Consider the following 19005-nt stretch of genomic DNA (forward strand, 5'->3'; position numbering starts at 1 on the left):
TCATTCGAGATAAAAATGTGATACATATCACAATTGTGTGGCTGCCTTTTGGCGTCGCCTAAGTTTAGAACAAAAGTTTACGCTTCATTGTTAATATTTTGTTAGAATTAACCTGAAAAGTTGTCCTTTCACAGCGAGAAGTAAGCCCATGTCGAATAAACCCTCTTCGGACGAGCTCAAGAAAAATTTGAGTGAAATGCAGTTTTACGTGACGCAAAATCACGGTACTGAACCGCCGTTCACCGGGCGGCTACTCCACAATAAACACGATGGTGTCTATCACTGCCTGGTGTGCGGCGCACCGCTGTTTAACTCACAAACCAAGTATGATTCAGGCTGCGGCTGGCCGAGCTTTTATGAGCCGGTAAGCGATGACGCTATCCGCTACCTCAATGACTACTCGCACGGTATGCAGCGCACGGAAATTCGCTGTGGAAACTGCGATGCTCACCTTGGACATGTTTTCCCGGATGGTCCTCAGCCCACCGGTGAGCGTTTTTGTGTAAATTCGGCCTCTTTAAGCTTCACTAATGATGAAAACGGTGAGCAAATCAAAGGTTGAAAAAACGATTCAGCAAATTATTCCAAAACGGGGTTCGCGGAAGATGGATATTGATCGGATTATCGATAGCATGACGCCGGAAGTTTATCAGCGTCTGGCGACGGCGGTAGAGCTGGGAAAATGGCCGGATGGCGTGGCGTTGACTGATGAACAGAAAGAGAACAGCCTGCAGCTGGTAATGCTTTGGCAGGCGCGACATAACGTGGACGCGCAGCATATGACCATCGATACCAACGGGCAGATGGTGATGAAAAGCAAACAGCAGCTGAAAGTGGACTTTGGTATTACGCCGGCACCCATCGCGACGTTCAAATCCTGAGTCTGAACAAACTTGCGCAGCCCGGCCAATCAATAGCCGGGCTTTGATGCGCAACGGCGTTATTTCTTGTTCATCATCGCCTTAAGATCGGCGAAAGGATTGTATTTCGCTTCGCCGACGGCTTTCTGCGCATCTTCGCCAGCCACCACCGTGGAACCATACTGGTCGGCCTCGGTGTATTTTGAGTGCTCATGATCGTGGCAGTACAGGCACAGCATCTCCCAGTTACTGCCATCTTCCGGGTTATTGGAGTGGTCGTGGTCGATATGGTGTACCGTCAGTTCACGCAGGTTTGAATAGACAAACTCACGCGAGCAGCGTCCGCAAACCCACGGGAAGAGCTTCAGCGCTTTTTCACGGTAACCGACTTCCAGACGGGCGTAGTTTATCGGGATATAAGCCATAATACCCATGCCTTTTGTTGAAATGAAAAGCTGCGCCGGTCAGGCGCAGCGGAATGTGGCTATCATAACCTATTGTTGATAGGGTGACACAGAGCAGATCAGTGTTTGATTCCCAGCGACTCGGCCAGCTGTTTCGCTAACTGGTTTTTGTCATCCGCGCCGTACTCCCAGAACATCGCGCCTCCCAGCCCCTTACTCTTGATATAGTCGGCCTTAATCGCCACCGAACGCGGGTTTTCGTAAGAAAGCGCAAACAGCGCTTTGCCGTCCGCGGATTGAACCGACAGCCACGGCACTTTTGCTTCATCATCCCAATGCTGAGTAAAACGTTTCTGCGGATCGTTGATTAACTTCGCCACAATATCGTTGTATTTCACATAAGTATCTTTCGTCAGGTCGACACCCAGCGATTTGAATAGCTCAATCTGCTGCGCCGCAAAGTAGGGCTGGGTAGCCGGGTTCTTCTGCGCATCCGGTTTGCTCCAGTCAATACCCGGTTCGACGGCACGTTTGGGTACCCGGCCATAGAAACCAATCCCGAGATTCATCTGGCTCGGCTTTAAACCAGCGGCAATGTAGTTGTTGACCACAAAATCAGCGCTGTATTTATCCGCTTCCGCTACCGTCGGCCAGCGGGTTGAATCGTACAGATTAGAGTTGAAGTATTGGGTGCCATAAGCCATGTCGTAGGTCATCAGGTTGATATAATCGAGCGATGGCGCAATTGCCTTTACGTCTACCCAGCTTTTTGGACTTTCAGCATTTGCGCCCACGGCGATGGTCACCAGTTTTTTATTGCCCACCGCCGCGCGCAGCTCTTTCAGCAGGGCGGTAAAATTATCCCGATCCGCCGGTTGACTGGCGACCAGTCCCCATGCGCCGTTAACCGGATACTCCCAATCGAGGTCGATCCCATCAAGACCATACTTTTCAATAATCTCCTGTACCGACTGAATAAACACTGCCCGGGTTTCCTTGGTTGCCGCCGCGCCGGAGAATCCGCGAGCTCCCCAGCCGCCGACGGAAAGTAGAACTTTCAGATTCGGGTTTTGCTGACGTAAGGTGGGAATTTTCAGTAAATCAGCCTGTACTTTCGGCGACAGCCAAATTTGATGCAGTCTGCTGGGGTCTTTCAGGGCGTCGTTGGTTTCGTCTTTTTCGTCGTTATAGACCAGACCAAACGAGTAGTTGAGATGGGTGATCTGGCGGACGTCCAGTTTATCGATGTCGCCGCCAGGGCCAGCAGTGACATCGCCGCCGCCGTTAAAATAGCCGACGGACATCAGTGAGTTAGCGGAAACAGCGCTTGCGCAGAGCAGGGGTAAAGCTGCCAGTAAAGGCAAAAGTTTCATATCAGTTCCTCTTTGACTTAGAAATACAAACACGCCACGGAAATGGCGTGGCGAAAAAAACAGCTCGTGCAGGCTAGCATCTTCCGCGGGGCAAAACTGCGAAGGCGTTCACGGCTGCATCAGCGAAGCGGTAGATTGCTGGAGGTATCAGGGCAGCTAACACTACCGAATGATGCCGGTCTGTGTTGCCCCTTGAGTCATGCTGTTGCGACGCGCGCTGATGCTGTTTTTATTTTGGTATCAGCACGCGCAAAGTTTCACCGGAGGAGATTGCTGAGATAACGCGCCGACAGGGCTTAGCCTGTCGGCACGGGTTACGCCTGGGTTTCCAGCCAGTCATCGAGGGTATACAGGGTGGCGCCTGCGGCGGCCATCTCCATAAACGCCAGATTGCTGTCCTGCGGCTGAATGTTCACCCCGCGGCAGCCGTCGGTAATCACGTTAACGCTATAGCCCAGATTGAGAGCGTCGAGCACGGTGAACTTGACGCAGTAGTCGGTGGCCAGACCCAGCACCGTGAGTTCAGTAATCCCACGCTCGCGCAGCCACGCATCGAGCTGGGTTTTCTGCCGGTGGCCGTTGTCGAAAAAGGCGCTGTAGCTGTCAATGTCTGGGTTTTCACCTTTATGGAACACGGCGGCGATATGCTGCTGCTTGAGGAGCGGATGTAGCGCCGCGCCTTCGCTGTTTTGCACGCAGTGATCCGGCCAAAAGGTCTGCGCCAGGCCATCGAGCTCGCCCTGAGTATAGGGTTCGACCTGATGCTGGCTGGCAAAGCTGCCGTGATTCGCCGGGTGCCAGTCCTGGCTGGCAACTACCGTTTCGTCCCGCGCCAGGCTCCAGTCGATAAGCCGGTTGGCGACATCCACCGTGCTATCGCCCTGCGGGACGGCAAGTGCGCCACCGGCGCAAAAATCATTTTGTAAATCCACCAGTAGCAGCGCGCGCTGGGTCATGTGCTCCTCCTTACTCATCGGGTGTCAGTTCGCCGCGCAGATTCTCCTGCATTGCGCGACGGATAGCCGCAACGTCCAGATCCTGGCTCAGCAAATAGTGTAGCTTGGTCAGCGTGGCTTCTACGGTCATATCAAAACCGCTAATCACTCCCGCCTGGGCGAGCGCGTTGCCGGTGGCGTAACCGCCCATATTGACTTTGCCGGACATGCACTGGGTCAAATTGATGACCACAATGCCGCGCTGGCTGGCTTCGGCCAGCACCTGGATAAACTCGCCATTCTGCGGCGCGTTGCCGACGCCGTAAGAGCGCAGGATCAGCGCTTTGACCGGCTGGCGCAGGAAGTTGCGCACGACGTCTGCGGAAATACCTGGATAAATCGTTACCACGCCGATCGGCTGCGGCGTGATGGGGTGTACCATCAGCTCACCGCCACCCTGCGGCGCGGGAGGTGTGCCGAGACGGCGAATATGAATGCCGGCCTCCAGCAGCGGCGCCAGGTTTGGCGAGGCGAAGGCGTTAAAGCCGTCGGCATGGGCCTTTGTTGTACGGTTGCCGCGGTAGAGGCGATTATTGAAGAACAACGTGACTTCGTTAATTGGATAGTTGGCCGCGACGTACAGCGCGTTGAGCAGGTTAATCTGTCCGTCGGATCGCAGCTCGGCGAGAGGGATTTGCGACCCGGTGACAATAACCGGTTTTCCCAAATTCTCCAGCATAAAGGAGAGCGCCGAGGCGGTAAACGCCATGGTATCCGTACCGTGCAGGATTACGAAGCCGTCGTACTGATCATAATGGTCGCGAATATCATCGGCGATATGCTGCCAGTCCTGCGGCGTCATATCGGAAGAGTCCATCAGCGGGGCGTACTCATGAATGGTAAAGTCCGGCATCTCAGGCCGGTGGAACTCGGGCATCAAGGCCAGCTGGCGCTGTAAATGGCCGGAAACGGGAATGTAGCCGTGTTCAGAACGCTGCATACCAATGGTGCCGCCGGTATAGGCAACGTAAATTGATTTCTTCTGCATAGCATCGCTTAGGTTATACGTGGACTGGCGAAGTATATACCCGTCACGCCGCAAGTTGCAGGGGCGTTGGCTGCTTTCGCGTATTACATTGGCTGCATTACGCAAAATCATTCGCGCTGCATCGAGGCGGCGTGAAGGATGAAGTGGATAAATGCCGCCCCATGGTCTGGGGCGGCAGAGGATTAACGAATATTGGCGCAGGTTAAACAGAAGGCGTAGCGGTTCTGCGGATCGTTGAACGCCGCAAGCTTATCGCTCTCCTTTTTCACCGCATCAGCAGCAGCGGCCACCGGCGCCGGCAAATATGCCTGTACCGCTGCTGGTAGCGCCGCGCGGACTGAACCGGTCAGACTATCAACAACCATTGAGAAGAAGGTGGGGTCTTCCTGGTAATAGTTGATATGCCACTGTTTCAGCTTCGCCAGCTCGGCGGCTTTCGCCACCGCGTCGTCAAAGTCGCCGAGGCTGTCGACCAGGCCGTTAGCCTTCGCATCTTCGCCGGTCCAGACGTGGCCCTGGGCAATTTGGTCGATTTTTTCCGGCGTGCTTTTACGCGCGTTCGCCACCAGGGTGATAAAGCGTTTATAGCCGTTTTCGATGCTCAACTGCATAAGCTGCTGGACTTCCGGCGGCAGCGCTTTTGTAGTGGAGACGTCGGCCAGCGGCGAAGTTGCAACGCCGTCGGTATGCACGCCGATTGAACCCAGCGTATCCTGAACGGTATTGATCACGCCAAAGATACCGATAGAGCCGGTAAGGGTGCTTGGGTTAGCCACGATATAATCCGCCGGGGTGGAGATCCAGTAGCCGCCGGAGGCAGCCATACCGCCCATCGAGACTACAACCGGCTTACCTGCTGCTTTTGCCGCCGCCAGCTCTTCGCGAATAACTTCGGAGGCGCTGACGCTGCCGCCCGGGCTGTTTACCCGCAGCACGATAGCTTTCACTTTCGGGTCCAGACGCGCGTCGCGGATCTGCGCAGCGGTAGTGTCGCCGCCGACGTTACCCGGCGTTTCTTCGCCATCCATAATCGCGCCGTTAGCAAAGATAACCGCAATGGCGGAGCCTTGGTCGGCAGGGGTTTTCACCGTATAGTCGTAGTAGCTGATCGCGCTGTAGTTGTTATCCGCCTTGCTCCAGCCAAACTGTTTTGTCAGCGCTTTCTCCACATCGGTGGAGGTGCCCAGCTCATCAACCAGCTTGTTGTCCAGCGCGTATTTTGCGGTATCGCCATCGACTTTACGCAGCCCATCAATTACGCCCTGAGCGCCAGGGAACACCTGCTGAGCGGTGATCTGGCGGTTGGCGGCGATAGTGTTGAGATAGTTTTGCCACAACTCGCCAATCCAGCGGCTATCCACCTCGCGCGCGGCCGGAGACATATCGTCGCGGATAAACGGTTCTACCGCAGACTTATAGGTACCAACCCGGAAAACGTGGGTCGATACTTTGAGCTTGTCGAGCAGCGATTTGTAATACAGGCCGTTGGTCGCAAAACCGTGCAGATCCACTTCGCCCTGCGGCGAGAGCCAGATTTTATTGGCGAAGCTGGCCAGATAATACTGGCCCTGGCTGTAGCTGCTGCCGATGGCGTAGACCGGCTTGCCGCTATCGCGGAATTCACGCAGCGCTTTACCGATATACTGCATCGACGGCTGATCGCCGCCGGCAAAGTTCTTCAGATCCAGCACGATACCGGTAATATTCCGGTCGTCTTTTGCCTGGCGAATCGTCTGTACGATATCGAACAGCGAGTTTTCCTGCAGGCGGTCGGAGCTGGCGCCGAACAGCTGACGACCAATCACGCTCAGCTTGCTGCTGGCCGAAGGTTTATCGACCACCACGCCGGTGATATCCATTAGTAGCGCACCGCGCGTTTTATGCTCTGTCGTTGTACTGCTGAACTGGGACCAGATGCCGACGCAGGCGAGCACCAACACCAGGAAAACCACGTTCAGTGCGAGCTGGCGAATGAAATTGAGCACTCGCCATGTCCATTTAAAAATTCCGGCGAGCAGTCGCCAAAGAGTTCGCATGTATTCTCCCTAACCATTATCAAAAATGGGCGAGCCGCAGGGGCTGCCGCGTTTGGCTATCCTAATGAGAGTGCCGACGGTTGTCAGCAGGAATCACCCGTTGGGCTGTAACAAAATCCTTGCGCATGTTAATTTTATGAAAAATGACATCACAGGAGTTATACAGATGGATGCTCTCGAACTACTGATTAATCGCCGCAGCGCTTCACGTCTGACCGACCCCGCCCCGGCGGGCGAGCAGCTGGAAAATATCCTCCGCGCTGGCCTGCGTGCGCCGGACCACGGGACGCTGCAGCCGTGGCGGTTCTTTATTATTGCCGATGAAGGGCGCGAGCGCTTTAGCCAGCTGCTGGAAAAAGGTGCCATAGCCGCTGGCGCGGATGAAAAAGCGATTGAAAAAGCCCGCAGCGCGCCGTTCCGTGCACCGCTGATTATAACCGTGGTCGCGCGCTGTGAAGATCACCCGAAGGTGCCGAAGTGGGAGCAGGAGATGTCGGCGGGCTGTGCGGTGATGGCGATGCAGATGGCGGCAGTCGCCCAGGGTTTCAACGGCATCTGGCGCAGCGGCGCGTTAACCGAGAGCCCGGTTGTACGTGAAGGTTTTGCCTGCCGGGAGCAGGATAAAATCGTGGGATTTCTCTATCTGGGCACGCCGCAGCTTAAAGCCGCAACCAACATCGCGCTGCCGGATACCTCGCCGTTCGTCAGCCGATTCTGAGTACACTCCTGCACAGGCCGGGTGGCGGTTAACGCCTGACCCGGCATACGGTTTCAGTCAATTACGGCTTTGGTCTTTCGCAGATGCCGCCTGCAAGATATTTATTCACTATTTCTGTTGTTTGCTGAATTCGTCTTTCGCTTTCTGCAGCTGTTGCTGGAATGCCGGATTGGTGTGCAGCGTGGCGACAACCGCGGAGCCAACAACTCGCGCCGCGTCTACGTCGCTCTGCCAGTGATAGCCGCAGATAACCCGACTTTCACCGAGCTCAAAGCCGCGCTTGAGGATTTCATTTTGCCGCTGGGGATTAATCTCAGCCAACACCAGCGCCGTGGCCCAGCCGATTGAGGTATGTCCGGAAGGATAGGAGCCGTTTTTCGACAGCGCATCCTGCTCTTTGGTGTTGCAGGTAGAGACGCCATAAAACGCAAATGGCCGAATACGCATATACTTCTCTTTCGCCCCGCGCGTCGCCAGATCGCCGGCATCTTCAATCATATTGGTGAGCAGCTTATGCAGCTCCGGCGCGTCCTGGGCGGTAATGGGCGAGCCGAAGGCGCCGGAGAAGGCGTTTGCGACGCCACCGGCGCTCAGGTTGGCGTCTTCCGCGGCTAGTTTTCCGCGCTCGGTGCCGCGCAGCAGACGTCCTTTCTCATACATTGCCTGATCGTTTAAAAACGCAATGCTGCCAACTTCCGGCGGTGGCGGCAGCAGCGCCAGGCTGTCGATGGCCTGCGCGTTGGTCAGATAGTAGAGGTCGGGCTTGGTGGTGACGTCGTTACCGGCGGGAACCAGGGCGAAAGCGTTGATGGAGAAGAAACTGGCCAGGCAAAGGGCGAGAACGCGTTTTTTCATTAAAATTTCCTTACGTTGTTATATGTCCAAACAAAGCAGAATTCTTTTTTGTCATATTTCTGTCATCTTTAGTAAAGATTAAAATCAGCCTGAAAAAGCGGGGCCGTATCGCAAAATTGTTTTTTTGTCTGCTTAATGAGCAACCATACGCGATTTCGGACTGTCGCACTTATCACCCCGCCGTTTGGGCGCTACCATAGCGGGATTGCAATGACAGGAGATGTCCATGAGCGAGCAAGCCATTCGTTTAACGCAATACAGCCACGGAGCCGGTTGCGGGTGTAAGATTTCCCCTAGAGTGCTGGAAACTATCCTGCAAAGTGACCAGGCCAAATTTATCGATCCCAATCTGCTGGTGGGCAATGAAACCAGCGACGATGCGGCGGTCTACGATCTCGGCAACGGTACCTCGATTGTCAGCACCACCGACTTTTTTATGCCGATCGTCGATAACCCGTTCGATTTTGGCCGCATCGCTGCAACTAACGCCATCAGCGATATTTTCGCTATGGGCGGCAAACCTATTATGGCCATCGCTATCCTCGGCTGGCCTATCAATACCCTGGCGCCGGAAATTGCTCGTCAGGTGGTTGAGGGCGGGCGCTTTGCCTGCCAGCAGGCGGGGATCGCGCTTGCCGGCGGCCACTCTATTGACGCACCGGAACCTATCTTCGGACTTGCCGTAACCGGCGTCGTACCGACCGAGCGCGTGAAGAAAAACAGCACCGCTCAGGCTGGCTGTAAACTCTATCTCACTAAACCGCTGGGAATTGGCGTGCTGACCACCGCTGAGAAAAAGTCGCTGCTGAAGCCTGAACATCAGGGGCTGGCAACGGAAACCATGTGCCAGATGAACCTCGTTGGCTCGGCGTTTGCCAATATCGACGGCGTGAAAGCGATGACCGATGTGACCGGCTTCGGGCTTCTGGGCCACCTGAGTGAAGTGTGCCGCGGCGCAGGAGTACAGGCGCAGTTAACCTATGCCAATATCCCGAAACTGCCGGGAGTGGAAGAGTATATTGCGGCCGGTGCAGTACCGGGCGGAACCGGGCGCAACTTTGCCAGCTACGGTCATTTGATGGGCGAAATGCCGCCAGAATGGCGCGATCTGCTGTGCGATCCGCAAACCTCCGGCGGCCTGCTGCTGGCGGTAACGCCGCAGGCCGAGGCTGAAGTGCAGGCGGCGGCCGCGGAGTTTGGTATTACGCTCACCGCTATCGGCGAGCTGGTTACCGCCCGCGGCGGACGTCCCATGATCGAGATCCGTTGATTTCATGCGGCTGTTTATTGCAGAAAAACCGAGTCTCGGTCGCGCTATCGCCGATGTGCTGCCAAAACCGCATCGCAAAGGTGATGGCTACATTGAGTGCGGCAACGGGCAGGTGGTCACCTGGTGTATTGGCCACCTGCTGGAGCAGGCCCAGCCCGACGTCTATGACGGGCGCTATGCGCGCTGGAATCTGCTTGACCTGCCCATCGTGCCGGAAAAGTGGCAGCTGCAGCCTAAGCCCTCGGTCACCAAACAGCTTAACGTGATTAAGCGCCTGCTGGGCGACGCCCAGGAAGTGATCCACGCGGGTGACCCGGACAGAGAAGGCCAGCTGCTGGTGGATGAGGTGCTGGATTATCTGCAGCTGGCGCCGGAAAAACGCCAGCAGGTACAGCGCTGTCTGATTAACGATCTTAACCCACAGGCGGTGGAGCGGGCGATTAACCGCCTGCGCGCCAATAGCGAATTTGTTCCGCTATGCGTTTCTGCGCTGGCCCGCGCCCGCGCCGACTGGCTGTATGGGATCAACATGACCCGCGCGTACACTATTCTCGGGCGTAACGCGGGTTATCAGGGCGTGCTATCGGTGGGACGCGTGCAAACGCCGGTGCTTGGCCTGGTGGTGCGCCGTGATGAAGAGATTGAAAACTTCGTCGCCAAAGATTTCTTCGATGTGAAGGCGCATATCGTTACTCCGAAGGATGAGCGTTTTGTCGCAACCTGGGTGCCCAGCGAAGCCTGCGAGCCGTATCAGGACGAAGAGGGGCGGCTGTTGAATCGCTCGCTGGCCGAGCATGTGGTCAAACGCATCGAGGGCCAGCCGGCGACGGTAACCGCTTATAACGACAAGCGGGACTCCGAGCCGGCGCCGCTGCCGTTTTCCCTTTCGGCGCTGCAGATTGAAGCCGCTAAACGCTTCGGATTTAGCGCGCAGAACGTGCTTGATATCTGCCAGAAGCTGTATGAAACCCACAAGCTGATTACCTATCCGCGTTCCGATAGCCGCTACCTGCCGGAGGAGCACTTTGCCGGACGCCATGCGGTGCTGAACGCCATTAGCGTGCATGCCTCTGACCTGCTGCCGCAGCCGGTGGTGGATCCGGAAATCCGCAACCGCTGCTGGGATGATAAAAAGGTCGATGCCCACCACGCAATTATTCCGACCGCTCGCAGCTCGCAGGTGAAGCTCAGCGATAACGAAGAAAAGGTTTATGGCCTGATCGCCCGTCAGTATCTGATGCAGTTTTGCCCGGATGCGGTGTTCCGTAAATGTCAGATCGATCTGGATATTGCCAACGGTAAGTTTGTCGCGAAAGCGCGTTTTCTGGCGGAGGCGGGTTGGCGAACCCTGCTGGGCAATAAAGAGCGTGATGAAGAGAACGACGGCATGCCGCTGCCGGTGGTGGCAAAAGATGATGAGCTGCTGTGCGAAAAGGGCGAAGTGGTGGAGCGTCAGACCCAGCCGCCGCGTCATTTTACCGATGCGACGCTGCTGTCGGCGATGACCGGTATTGCCCGCTTCGTGCAGGATAAAGATCTGAAGAAGATCCTGCGCGCCACGGACGGACTCGGTACGGAGGCGACACGCGCCGGGATTATCGAACTCCTCTTCAAGCGCGGTTTCTTAACCAAGAAAGGGCGCTATATCCACTCCACCGACGCCGGGAAAGCGCTGTTTCATTCTTTACCTGAAATGGCGACCCGTCCGGATATGACGGCCCACTGGGAGTCGATTCTGACGCAAATCAGCGAAAAACAGTGCCGCTATCAGGACTTTATGCAGCCGCTGGTGGGGACGCTGTTTCAGCTTATCGACCAGGCGCGCAGCACGCCGGTACGTCGCTTTCGCGGGATTGTTGCGCCGGGCGACGGTAAGAAAGGCTTTAGCAAGGGGAAAGGCAGAGCCAAGGCTAAAGATAAAAAACCCGCCTCCGACTCTGCGGCAGAAAGCCCACAATAAAAAACCCCGGGAAACCGGGGTCTTCTCACTTATTCGCCGAAGCTGAATGCACGGGGTTCAGAAACACCAGCCTTAAATTACACCCTGTGCCAGCATAGCGTCAGCCACCTTCACGAAGCCGGCGATATTCGCGCCGCGTACGTAGTTGGTCTGCTTCTCGTCACCGCCGTACTGCACGCAGGCGTGGTGGATATCCAGCATGATGTGGTGCAGACGCGCGTCCACTTTCTCTGCCTTCCAGCCCATACGTGCGGCGTTTTGCGCCATTTCCAGGCCCGAGGTGGCTACGCCGCCAGCGTTAGCCGCTTTGCCCGGCGCGAACAGAACGCCCGCTTCGAGGAACAGATCGGTTGCCGCGATGGTGGTTGGCATATTGGCGCCTTCCGCAACGGCTTTGACGCCGTTGGCAATTAGCTGACGGGCAGCGTCGACGTCCAGCTCGTTCTGCGTTGCGCACGGCAGAGCGATATCCACCGGCACAGACCACGGCTGCTTGCCTTCAAGATAGGTCAGACCGAACTCACGAGCGTAATCAGCCACGCGACCGTGACAACGCTCTTTAATGTCGATCAGGCGAGCCAGTTTTTCTTTGGTGAAGCCAGCTTCGTCAACTACGGTGCCGTTGGAGTCGGAGGCGGTTATCACGCGAGCGCCAAGCTCCATCGCTTTTTCAATCGCGTATTGCGCGACGTTACCCGAGCCGGAAACCGCGACGCGAGCGCCTTCAAAACCTAAACCATGACGCTTAAGCATTGCTTCGGTGAAGTAAATCAGACCGTAGCCGGTTGCTTCCGGGCGAATCAGGCTACCGCCGAAGGAGAGGCCTTTACCAGTGAATACGCAGGCGCTGTTGTTGGAGAGCTTACGCATCATCCCGGCCATAAAGCCGACTTCACGACCGCCTACGCCGATATCACCGGCGGGAACGTCGGTATCCGGACCGAGATGGCGATACAGTTCGGTCATCAGCGCCTGGCAGAAGCGCATCACTTCGCCATCGCTTTTGCCTTTAGGATCGAAGTCGCTGCCGCCTTTACCGCCGCCCATAGGCAGGGTGGTCAGGGCGTTTTTGAAGGTTTGTTCAAAGCCCAGGAATTTGAGAATCGACAGGTTTACAGAAGGGTGGAAACGCATGCCGCCCTTGTACGGGCCGATGGCGGAGTTGAACTGCACGCGCCAGGCGCGGTTAACCTGTACCTGATTACGGTCATCAACCCAAACGACGCGGAACTGGATAGCACGCTCCGGTTCAACCAGACGTTCCAGCAAATTCATCTGGCGATAGCGCGGATTTTCCTCAAGGAAAGGCCACAGGGTGGTCATCACCTCGCGGACGGCCTGAGCAAATTCAGTTTGATTTGGATCGCGCTGTTGAACGCGGGCGAGAAAACCTTCCAGAGTGCACGTCTGATCCATTGATATAAATTCCCCTTATGGTTGTGGTTGCAACTATTTATTATGGTTCGGCCCTTGAAAAAGCCGTTTTTCCGACTATACCACCGGAAATCGTTAGGTAAGCAAGGAAAAATTGTTCAGGAAGCAAAATTTATAATCAGGCATTGGTCATAATCAAAAACGATGACTGCCGCCTGAAAAAATTAGCGGGGAAGGAAAGAGGCGCGCCGGGCGATATAGGTTTCCAGCAGAGGGATATCCGCGGGTGCAAGGTTGAAGGCAAAGGCTTCCAGCGGCGAACACCAGCGCAGCTGGCTGTGGTAGTGGGCGACGGGTTCACCGTCAAAACGCGGTACCCACCAGGCGTGAAGATGAATCATACGCCCGGACACCGCACGTTGATGGCTGGCGATATAGCAATGCGGTTGGGCAGCGATCTGCAGCTCTTCCTGAAGCTCCCGGACCAGCGCCTGGGCCTGAGTTTCCCCTGGCTCAACTTTTCCGCCGGCAAACTCCCACATTCCCGGCTGATCCGCATGGACAGGCCGTTGTGCAAGCAGGATCTTCCCGTTGCGCTCGATAATGGCGGCGACAACATCAATTGTTTTTAGCATATGCATCATCGTTCTGTTCGGAATAATGGCCTATTATCACCGTCCTTGTCCCATTGAAACAACCCTGTAACCGCTGGAGAGTCTCCGTGCTTGACCGTCACCTGCATCCTCGTCTCAAACCCTTGCTCAACGCGACAGCGGCCCTACTGGATCGTCCGGCCATCTCTCCCGATGGGGTGACGTTACTCGGCTTTGCAATCGGGATACTGACGCTGCCGTTTTTAGCTTTGGGTTGGTATCAGGCGGCGCTGGTGACGATTGTGGTTAATCGTCTGCTGGATGGTTTAGACGGCGCGCTGGCTCGACGACGTGGCTTAACCGATGCGGGCGGTTTTCTGGATATTGCGCTCGATTTCCTGTTTTACGCTCTGGTGCCGTTTGGTTTTATTCTTGCCGATCCGGCGCAGAACGCGCTGGCTGGCGGCTGGCTGCTGTTCGCTTTTATTGGCACCGGCAGCAGTTTTCTGGCCTTTGCCGCGCTGGCGGCTAAACATCAGATAGATAATCCGGGTTATGCCCATAAATCGTTTTATTATCTCGGTGGGCTGACGGAAGGTACGGAGACGATTGCGCTGTTTGTGCTGAGCTGCCTGTTCCCGCAGTGGTTTGCCTGGCTGGCGTGGGTTTTTGGCGGGCTATGCTGGCTGACCACCTTTACGCGGGTGTGGAGCGGATATGTCACGCTGAAGCAGATCGGAAGGTGAGTTTTCCCGGTTTGCGCTGCGCTCCGCCGGGCTACGGGTTTGCCGCCGTCTGCGGTCCGGTAGCCCGGACAAGGCGCGTTAGCGCCGCCCCCGGGAAATGCGCCGGGTCGGATGCTTCCACGCAGCGCATGTTGCCAATTAGCAGATTATTTGCTGCTCTCCGGGCCGCGTTCCCCGCGCGAGACCGGATTCTGCGGGTCGCTGCTCCACTCGTACCAGCCGCCGTCGTAGACCGAAACATTGTTCCAGCCCATCGCCCGGGCGTACATAAACGTTTCTGAGGCGCGCCAACCGGTACCGCAATAGAAAGAGACCTGCTGGCTCGGCAGAATATTCCACGATTTCCACATCGCGGCGATATCATCTGCGCTGCGCATGGTGCCGTCCGGATTGTGGAAATCCTCCATATGCGTGGAGTCGCTTCCGGCATGGCCCCAGCGGGCGCCGGCAATCTCTCCCGCTGGCTTGATATAGCTGTAGCCGCTGGTGGCGCCAATAAACTCCGGCCAGGAACGAATGCTCACCAGCGAGGCGTCCTGACGATGCAGCAGAGCGCGGGCCTGCTCGGTATTGAGCATGAGCTGCGGCTGAGCGGGAATGGTGGCGCCGAAATCCGGCTCTGGCTCCTGCTGCGGCGGCGTTCCGCGCTCAACCGGCAGCCCGGCGTCAGACCAGGTTTTCCACCCGCCGTCGAGCAGGCGTACATCTTTTACCCCGGCATACAGCATAATCTGCGCCACGCGGGCGGCGGCATACACGTCGCGACCGTACAGAATTACCGTCGTATCATGGCGAATCCCGTGTTTTGCCAGCATCGCTTTAAGCTGTGCATCGGAGACCTTATTCCACAGCGGTTCGCTCTCGACTTCGTTGGTGTCAATATAGCCAGCGCCGGGTATATGGCTTAGCAGATAAAATTTCGGCGCTCCCCATGCGGCTTCAAATACCTTCCATTGCCCGGCCGGCGCGGCGGCCACCGGTTTTCCTTGCTGGAGGTCGTGCAGCCACTGCGGATACACCAGCTGCTCAAAATGCGGCAGCTTTTGCAGGCGGTCCGTCTGAGTCAGAGCGTCGCCAAGCGTACTAAGCTGAGAGAAGCCCGCCGCTTGAAGGCGTGCGGCCACTTTTGCGTTGTCCTCGGCGTTGCCGTACAGCGCAACTGGCGTTGATGGCTGTAAATTATGCTGCTTAGCCCATGCGTTCAGCTGCTCGTCGTTCATCGCGGCAAGCCAGCTGGCGGAAAGGTTGAGAGCCTGCGGTTCATGGCCCTGCGGGCCGCTGGCGCTTTGCGGCCAACCGTTATAGAAAGCGCTGAGTCGCGTATCAATAGCGACGCCGTTTTGCTGTTGCAGCGTGGAAAGCGTTAGCGTTGGCATGGTTTCAGCGGCGAAGGTGGAAGCAGCAAGCCCCATTAGCAGGGCGAGTGCGGTCAATTGAGAAACACGTTTCATCGAAATGCCCGACAGTAGAAAATTGAACGGCAATTCTCCGCGTTATCGGCGGAGAATTCTTTGCGATAGCGCAGGCTTTCATTGCCAGAGACTCAGGTGTAAACAGCGCCCCCCGGCAGGCCTGTCCTGTTCGTCATGGGTGACCAGTACGGCGGGGATCGCCTGTCGCGCCAGTTCGTTGAACACCCAGCGGCGAAAATCAGCGCGCAGCGCTACATCGAGTCGATTAAACGGCTCATCCAGCAGCAGCGCCCGCGGTCGGGCCAGCAGAGCGCGTAGCAGGCTGACCCGAGCGCGCTGGCCGCCGGAAAGCGTCGCCGGATCGCGAATAGAGAAGCCCGCCAGACCGGCGCGTTCCAGCGCCTGCTCAACCTGAACTTTGCGCCGGGTGCGCGGAACGTCAGCGGGAAGCGCCAGCAGCAGGTTTTGCCCGACGCTGAAGTGGTCAAACAGCAGCGCGTCCTGAAACAGAATGCCGATGCGTCGCCGCTCGGTGGGTAAACTATCGCAGCGCTGGCTATCCAGCCACAGTTCGCCCGCGGCGCGGAAATTCTCCTCCAGCGCGCCGATCATCCAGGAAAACAGGGTTGATTTACCGCTACCGGATGGCCCCATCAGGGTCAGCACCTCGCCGGGTGCGACCGAGAAATCGACGTTGCGCAGCAGCGGTCGTCCGTGAAGGCTGAGGGTCAGGTTTTTAACGGTCAACATTAGCGTAATCCTTGTCGATAGCGGCCGATGAGCCATGCCAGCAGAGCGGTGAGGGCAAAGAAGATCGCCGGTAATAACAGCTGCCATAATGCCTGCGCGGCGAGGGTATGCGTATCGCCGCCGCTGCTCAGCGCCACCGCTTCGCTGGTAAGCGTCGGGATTCGTCCGCCACCCAGCCATAATGTCGGCAGATATTGGGCGATGCTCACTGAAAAGCCGATCGCCAGCGCCGTCAGCAGCGGGCGCGTCAGGAGGGGCAAGCTGATCAGCCAGAAGATACGCCCTCGCTGCCAGCCAAGAGTCCGGGCAACCAGCGCCGCACGCGGATCGCGAGCGCGCCAGGCCGGAAGCAGAATAAACAGCATCCAGGGTACCACCCATAGCAGATGCCCCCATAAAACGGTGAGCCACTCGCCGTCCAGCCACGCGTATAGCGCCAGCTGGTATTGTCCGTCTGCCAGCGGCAGGGCGGGTAAAATCAGCGGTAGCCAGAGCCACTGACCAAAACGGGAAGGACCCAGCTCCAGCCACAGCAGGCAAATGACCATGCCGATCAAGGCTGAGCATAGCCCAAGCCACAGGCTGTTGCCGACGCTCTCGCTGACCGGCTGGCTATTGTGCGCTACGGCGGCGAGCAGCAGAGCGCAGACCACCCCGCCAGCAGGCAGGATGAGGGCCAGGCTTTTCCCGATGACCGCGTGCGGCTGCGGGTGGCGGATCCCCTGAATCTGCGGTATACGTCGTCGCCAGAGATGCCAGACTCCCCACGCCGCCAGCGCCATGGTGGCGAGAGTCAGCAGTAGTACCAGGCTGGCGAGGGCACCTTTGGCCTGCTGCAGCTCGTCGCCCTGGCTCAACCATTGCCAGGCCAGCACCGCCAGCGTCGGCGGGTTGCCCGGACCAATCACCAGCGCGACGTCAACCACCGAAAGGCTCCAGGCGGCGGTAGCCAGCAGTACGACCGATAGCGCCGGAAGCAGCGTGGGTAAAACTAACCACTTCAGACACTGCCAGCGACCGTAGCCAAGGCTTCTTAATACCGTTGCCTCACCGGCCAGACGTTTTTCGCCCAGCAGACCATAGATTGCCCATAGCAGAAACGCGCTCTCTTTTATCGCCATCGTCAGGCCAAGGCCAATGCCGTAGCGGTCAACTGGTGGGATGAAAAAGGGCAACAGGCGAGAGAGCCAGCCGCCTTCAGCAAATAGCAGCAGGGCGGCGGTAGCAAAGGCGACATGAGGCACCGCCAGCAGCAGCGGCAGTCTGGTCGCCAGCCGTTGCCAGCCGCGCGATGGCCAGAGTGCGGCAACAACGCTGAGAGCAATAAGCAGCGCGCCACCAACCGAAATCAGCGTCGAAACCAGCGTGGCGACCAGCGCCTGGCAGAACTGCGGGTCGGCAAATAGCGATTGCCAGAGGGAGACCCTGAGTGCCGGAAGCGCCATCAAAGAAACCGCCGGCAGCAGCGGCACATAGATGAGCGCGATGGTGCCCCAGGCCAGTAGCGTTAGTGCGTACCGTAGCGGCGCAGCCATTCCTGCTCCAGGGCTTCAACCCAGTCGGCATGCGGTTCACCCAGCATCGGCGGCATATCTTTCGGCACAACGGCGTCAAAAGTCCGACGCTGTTCGTCCGTTAAAGCCGCTGGATCCAGCACGCTGGGATCGCCCCATACTGCTGGGTCGGCTTTGCGCAGCTGCGCCTGCGGCGAGAGCAGGAAATTAGCGACGACCTTCGCGGCCGCCGTTGCGCGGGCATTGGCCGGGATCGCCACAAAATGCACGTTACCGAGCATTCCCTGACGAAAACCGAAGCCGTAGCTGTCTTCTGGCAGCTCCCCGCTGGCCGCTTTTTGCTGCGCGTGCAGCGGGTTAAAGGTCAGCGAAAGCTTGAGGGTGCCATTGTTCAGCATGGTATCCATACGGGCGGGCGACGCCGGGAAGTCGCGGCCCTGGCGCCACAGAAGAGGATGGAGCTGGTCAAGATATTGCCACAGCGGCGCGGTCACTTCGCCAAAGGTATCTTTCTGCGGCGGCTGGCGCAGGGCATCGGGATGCGAGGTGAGCGTCAGCAGCAGCTGTTCGAGAAAAGCGGTCCCGGTAAAATCCGGCGGACGCGGATAGGTGATGCTCCCGGGATGCGCGGCGGCGAAAGCCAGCAGCGCCTGCGCATTTGTTGGCGCGTCGGGTGTTTGCGATCGGCGGGCAATAAAGGTGAGCTGCGCGCTGCCCCACGGGGACTCCGCGCCATCGGTCGGAATGGAGAAATCCTCACGCACCGGTTTTTGCGTATCGACAAAGCGCCAGTTGGGCAGGGTTTCCGCCCACCGGGTATGCAGCAGCTTGGCGCTCTTCAGGGTACGAAAATTCTCGCCGTTAACCCACAGCAGATCGATGGAGCCGCCCTGACGGCGTCCGGCGCGGGCTTCGGTCTGGATACGCTTCACCGCATCGGCGGCATCGGCGATATGTACGATGCGCAGGTCGATGGCGTAGTCGCGTTTTACCTCGCCGCTGACCCAATCGAGATAGCGGTTGACCGCCGGGTCGCCGCCCCAGGCGTTAAACCACACCGTCTGGCCGCGGGCTTCCTGCTGTGTGGCTTGCCAGTCGGCGCTGGCGGTCAGCGGGGAGAGCAGCAGTAGAGCGAAGAGCAATAAACTGCGCATGAC

The 19005-nt window shown here is 57.5% G+C and carries 18 protein-coding genes; 6 read left to right on the forward strand and 12 right to left on the reverse strand.

Annotated elements, in window-relative coordinates; translation table 11 throughout:
• Positions 1 to 148: 148 nt before the first annotated feature.
• Both msrB and GJ746_RS10500 read left to right on the forward strand, forming a co-directional pair.
• Positions 149 to 562 (forward strand): peptide-methionine (R)-S-oxide reductase MsrB, encoded by a 414-nt coding sequence (gene msrB, locus GJ746_RS10495; protein ID WP_154680133.1) that lies wholly within the window; start codon positions 149 to 151, stop codon positions 560 to 562.
• A gap of 43 nt (positions 563 to 605) precedes the next feature.
• The gene (locus GJ746_RS10500; RefSeq protein ID WP_154680134.1) at positions 606 to 881 is read left to right on the forward strand and encodes a YeaC family protein; all 276 of its coding nucleotides are present in this window, start codon (positions 606 to 608) and stop codon (positions 879 to 881) included.
• Positions 882 to 940: 59 nt separating this feature from the next.
• Here GJ746_RS10500 and yajD read toward each other — a convergent pair whose 3' ends face one another.
• The 5 genes from yajD to sppA form a co-directional block, all read right to left on the reverse strand.
• Positions 941 to 1285 (reverse strand): HNH nuclease YajD, encoded by a 345-nt coding sequence (yajD, locus tag GJ746_RS10505; RefSeq protein WP_154680135.1) that lies wholly within the window; start codon positions 1283 to 1285, stop codon positions 941 to 943.
• A 98-nt stretch (positions 1286 to 1383) separates the two neighbouring features.
• The gene (locus GJ746_RS10510; RefSeq protein ID WP_154680136.1) at positions 1384 to 2637 is read right to left on the reverse strand and encodes a glycoside hydrolase family 18 protein; all 1254 of its coding nucleotides are present in this window, start codon (positions 2635 to 2637) and stop codon (positions 1384 to 1386) included.
• A gap of 314 nt (positions 2638 to 2951) precedes the next feature.
• Positions 2952 to 3593 carry a bifunctional nicotinamidase/pyrazinamidase gene (gene pncA / locus GJ746_RS10515; RefSeq protein WP_154680137.1) on the reverse strand — a complete coding sequence of 214 codons (642 nt, stop codon included), beginning with the start codon at positions 3591 to 3593 and terminating at the stop codon, positions 2952 to 2954.
• Positions 3594 to 3603: 10 nt separating this feature from the next.
• The gene (gene ansA / locus GJ746_RS10520; protein ID WP_154680138.1) at positions 3604 to 4620 is read right to left on the reverse strand and encodes an asparaginase; all 1017 of its coding nucleotides are present in this window, start codon (positions 4618 to 4620) and stop codon (positions 3604 to 3606) included.
• Positions 4621 to 4802: 182 nt separating this feature from the next.
• Positions 4803 to 6656 carry a signal peptide peptidase SppA gene (sppA, locus tag GJ746_RS10525; RefSeq protein WP_154680139.1) on the reverse strand — a complete coding sequence of 618 codons (1854 nt, stop codon included), beginning with the start codon at positions 6654 to 6656 and terminating at the stop codon, positions 4803 to 4805.
• Positions 6657 to 6822: 166 nt separating this feature from the next.
• Here sppA and GJ746_RS10530 point away from each other — a divergent pair, with 166 nt between their 5' ends.
• Positions 6823 to 7374, forward strand: coding sequence for an NAD(P)H nitroreductase (locus GJ746_RS10530; protein ID WP_154680140.1), 552 nt, complete (start codon positions 6823 to 6825; stop codon positions 7372 to 7374).
• Between the two features lie 108 nt (positions 7375 to 7482).
• On the opposite strand, the gene phoC is transcribed toward GJ746_RS10530, so the two are convergent.
• Positions 7483 to 8229 (reverse strand): acid phosphatase PhoC, encoded by a 747-nt coding sequence (gene phoC / locus GJ746_RS10535; RefSeq protein ID WP_154680141.1) that lies wholly within the window; start codon positions 8227 to 8229, stop codon positions 7483 to 7485.
• A 226-nt stretch (positions 8230 to 8455) separates the two neighbouring features.
• Between phoC and selD the strand changes: the two genes are divergently transcribed.
• Both selD and GJ746_RS10545 read left to right on the forward strand, forming a co-directional pair.
• On the forward strand, positions 8456 to 9499 hold the full coding sequence (gene selD, locus GJ746_RS10540; protein ID WP_154680142.1) for a selenide, water dikinase SelD: 1044 nt from the start codon (positions 8456 to 8458) through the stop codon (positions 9497 to 9499).
• Between the two features lie 4 nt (positions 9500 to 9503).
• Positions 9504 to 11459: a DNA topoisomerase III gene (locus GJ746_RS10545; RefSeq protein WP_154680143.1), complete on the forward strand. Its 1956-nt coding sequence runs from the start codon at positions 9504 to 9506 to the stop codon at positions 11457 to 11459.
• A 72-nt stretch (positions 11460 to 11531) separates the two neighbouring features.
• Here GJ746_RS10545 and gdhA read toward each other — a convergent pair whose 3' ends face one another.
• Both gdhA and GJ746_RS10555 read right to left on the reverse strand, forming a co-directional pair.
• Positions 11532 to 12875, reverse strand: a complete 1344-nt coding sequence (gene gdhA / locus GJ746_RS10550) for an NADP-specific glutamate dehydrogenase (RefSeq protein WP_154680144.1) — start codon at positions 12873 to 12875, stop codon at positions 11532 to 11534.
• A 182-nt stretch (positions 12876 to 13057) separates the two neighbouring features.
• Positions 13058 to 13468: a pyrimidine (deoxy)nucleoside triphosphate diphosphatase gene (locus GJ746_RS10555; RefSeq protein ID WP_154680145.1), complete on the reverse strand. Its 411-nt coding sequence runs from the start codon at positions 13466 to 13468 to the stop codon at positions 13058 to 13060.
• 86 nt (positions 13469 to 13554) lie between these two features.
• Here GJ746_RS10555 and GJ746_RS10560 point away from each other — a divergent pair, with 86 nt between their 5' ends.
• A complete protein-coding gene (locus GJ746_RS10560) occupies positions 13555 to 14172 on the forward strand; it encodes a CDP-alcohol phosphatidyltransferase family protein (RefSeq protein ID WP_154680146.1) in 618 nt (205 codons plus the stop codon).
• Positions 14173 to 14318: 146 nt separating this feature from the next.
• On the opposite strand, the gene GJ746_RS10565 is transcribed toward GJ746_RS10560, so the two are convergent.
• The 4 genes from GJ746_RS10565 to GJ746_RS10580 form a co-directional block, all read right to left on the reverse strand.
• A complete protein-coding gene (locus GJ746_RS10565; protein ID WP_154680147.1) occupies positions 14319 to 15623 on the reverse strand; it encodes a rhodanese-like domain-containing protein in 1305 nt (434 codons plus the stop codon).
• A gap of 78 nt (positions 15624 to 15701) precedes the next feature.
• A complete protein-coding gene (locus GJ746_RS10570) occupies positions 15702 to 16334 on the reverse strand; it encodes an ATP-binding cassette domain-containing protein (protein ID WP_154680148.1) in 633 nt (210 codons plus the stop codon).
• Positions 16334 to 17869: an ABC transporter permease subunit gene (locus GJ746_RS10575; RefSeq protein ID WP_154680149.1), complete on the reverse strand. Its 1536-nt coding sequence runs from the start codon at positions 17867 to 17869 to the stop codon at positions 16334 to 16336. The genes GJ746_RS10570 and GJ746_RS10575 overlap by 1 nt, the downstream gene beginning before the upstream one ends.
• Complete coding sequence (locus tag GJ746_RS10580; RefSeq protein ID WP_154680150.1) at positions 17842 to 19002, reverse strand: ABC transporter substrate-binding protein; 1161 nt, start codon at positions 19000 to 19002, stop codon at positions 17842 to 17844. The genes GJ746_RS10575 and GJ746_RS10580 overlap by 28 nt, the downstream gene beginning before the upstream one ends.
• Positions 19003 to 19005 lie beyond the last annotated feature (3 nt).

The sequence above is a fragment of the Klebsiella oxytoca genome, from assembly GCF_009707385.1.
Taxonomy (GTDB): domain Bacteria; phylum Pseudomonadota; class Gammaproteobacteria; order Enterobacterales; family Enterobacteriaceae; genus Klebsiella; species Klebsiella oxytoca_C.

What these genes read in the sequence shown, in the direction of transcription:
- msrB (WP_154680133.1), top strand. Translation starts at nt 149, where the DNA reads ATGTCGAATAAACCCTCTTCGGACGAGCTCAAGAAAAATTTGAGTGAA.
- GJ746_RS10500 (WP_154680134.1), top strand. Translation starts at nt 606, where the DNA reads ATGGATATTGATCGGATTATCGATAGCATGACGCCGGAAGTTTATCAG.
- yajD (WP_154680135.1), bottom strand. Translation starts at nt 1,285, where the DNA reads ATGGCTTATATCCCGATAAACTACGCCCGTCTGGAAGTCGGTTACCGT.
- GJ746_RS10510 (WP_154680136.1), bottom strand. Translation starts at nt 2,637, where the DNA reads ATGAAACTTTTGCCTTTACTGGCAGCTTTACCCCTGCTCTGCGCAAGC.
- pncA (WP_154680137.1), bottom strand. Translation starts at nt 3,593, where the DNA reads ATGACCCAGCGCGCGCTGCTACTGGTGGATTTACAAAATGATTTTTGC.
- ansA (WP_154680138.1), bottom strand. Translation starts at nt 4,620, where the DNA reads ATGCAGAAGAAATCAATTTACGTTGCCTATACCGGCGGCACCATTGGT.
- sppA (WP_154680139.1), bottom strand. Translation starts at nt 6,656, where the DNA reads ATGCGAACTCTTTGGCGACTGCTCGCCGGAATTTTTAAATGGACATGG.
- GJ746_RS10530 (WP_154680140.1), top strand. Translation starts at nt 6,823, where the DNA reads ATGGATGCTCTCGAACTACTGATTAATCGCCGCAGCGCTTCACGTCTG.
- phoC (WP_154680141.1), bottom strand. Translation starts at nt 8,229, where the DNA reads ATGAAAAAACGCGTTCTCGCCCTTTGCCTGGCCAGTTTCTTCTCCATC.
- selD (WP_154680142.1), top strand. Translation starts at nt 8,456, where the DNA reads ATGAGCGAGCAAGCCATTCGTTTAACGCAATACAGCCACGGAGCCGGT.
- GJ746_RS10545 (WP_154680143.1), top strand. Translation starts at nt 9,504, where the DNA reads ATGCGGCTGTTTATTGCAGAAAAACCGAGTCTCGGTCGCGCTATCGCC.
- gdhA (WP_154680144.1), bottom strand. Translation starts at nt 12,875, where the DNA reads ATGGATCAGACGTGCACTCTGGAAGGTTTTCTCGCCCGCGTTCAACAG.
- GJ746_RS10555 (WP_154680145.1), bottom strand. Translation starts at nt 13,468, where the DNA reads ATGCTAAAAACAATTGATGTTGTCGCCGCCATTATCGAGCGCAACGGG.
- GJ746_RS10565 (WP_154680147.1), bottom strand. Translation starts at nt 15,623, where the DNA reads ATGAAACGTGTTTCTCAATTGACCGCACTCGCCCTGCTAATGGGGCTT.
- GJ746_RS10570 (WP_154680148.1), bottom strand. Translation starts at nt 16,334, where the DNA reads ATGTTGACCGTTAAAAACCTGACCCTCAGCCTTCACGGACGACCGCTG.
- GJ746_RS10575 (WP_154680149.1), bottom strand. Translation starts at nt 17,869, where the DNA reads ATGGCTGCGCCGCTACGGTACGCACTAACGCTACTGGCCTGGGGCACC.
- GJ746_RS10580 (WP_154680150.1), bottom strand. Translation starts at nt 19,002, where the DNA reads ATGCGCAGTTTATTGCTCTTCGCTCTACTGCTGCTCTCCCCGCTGACC.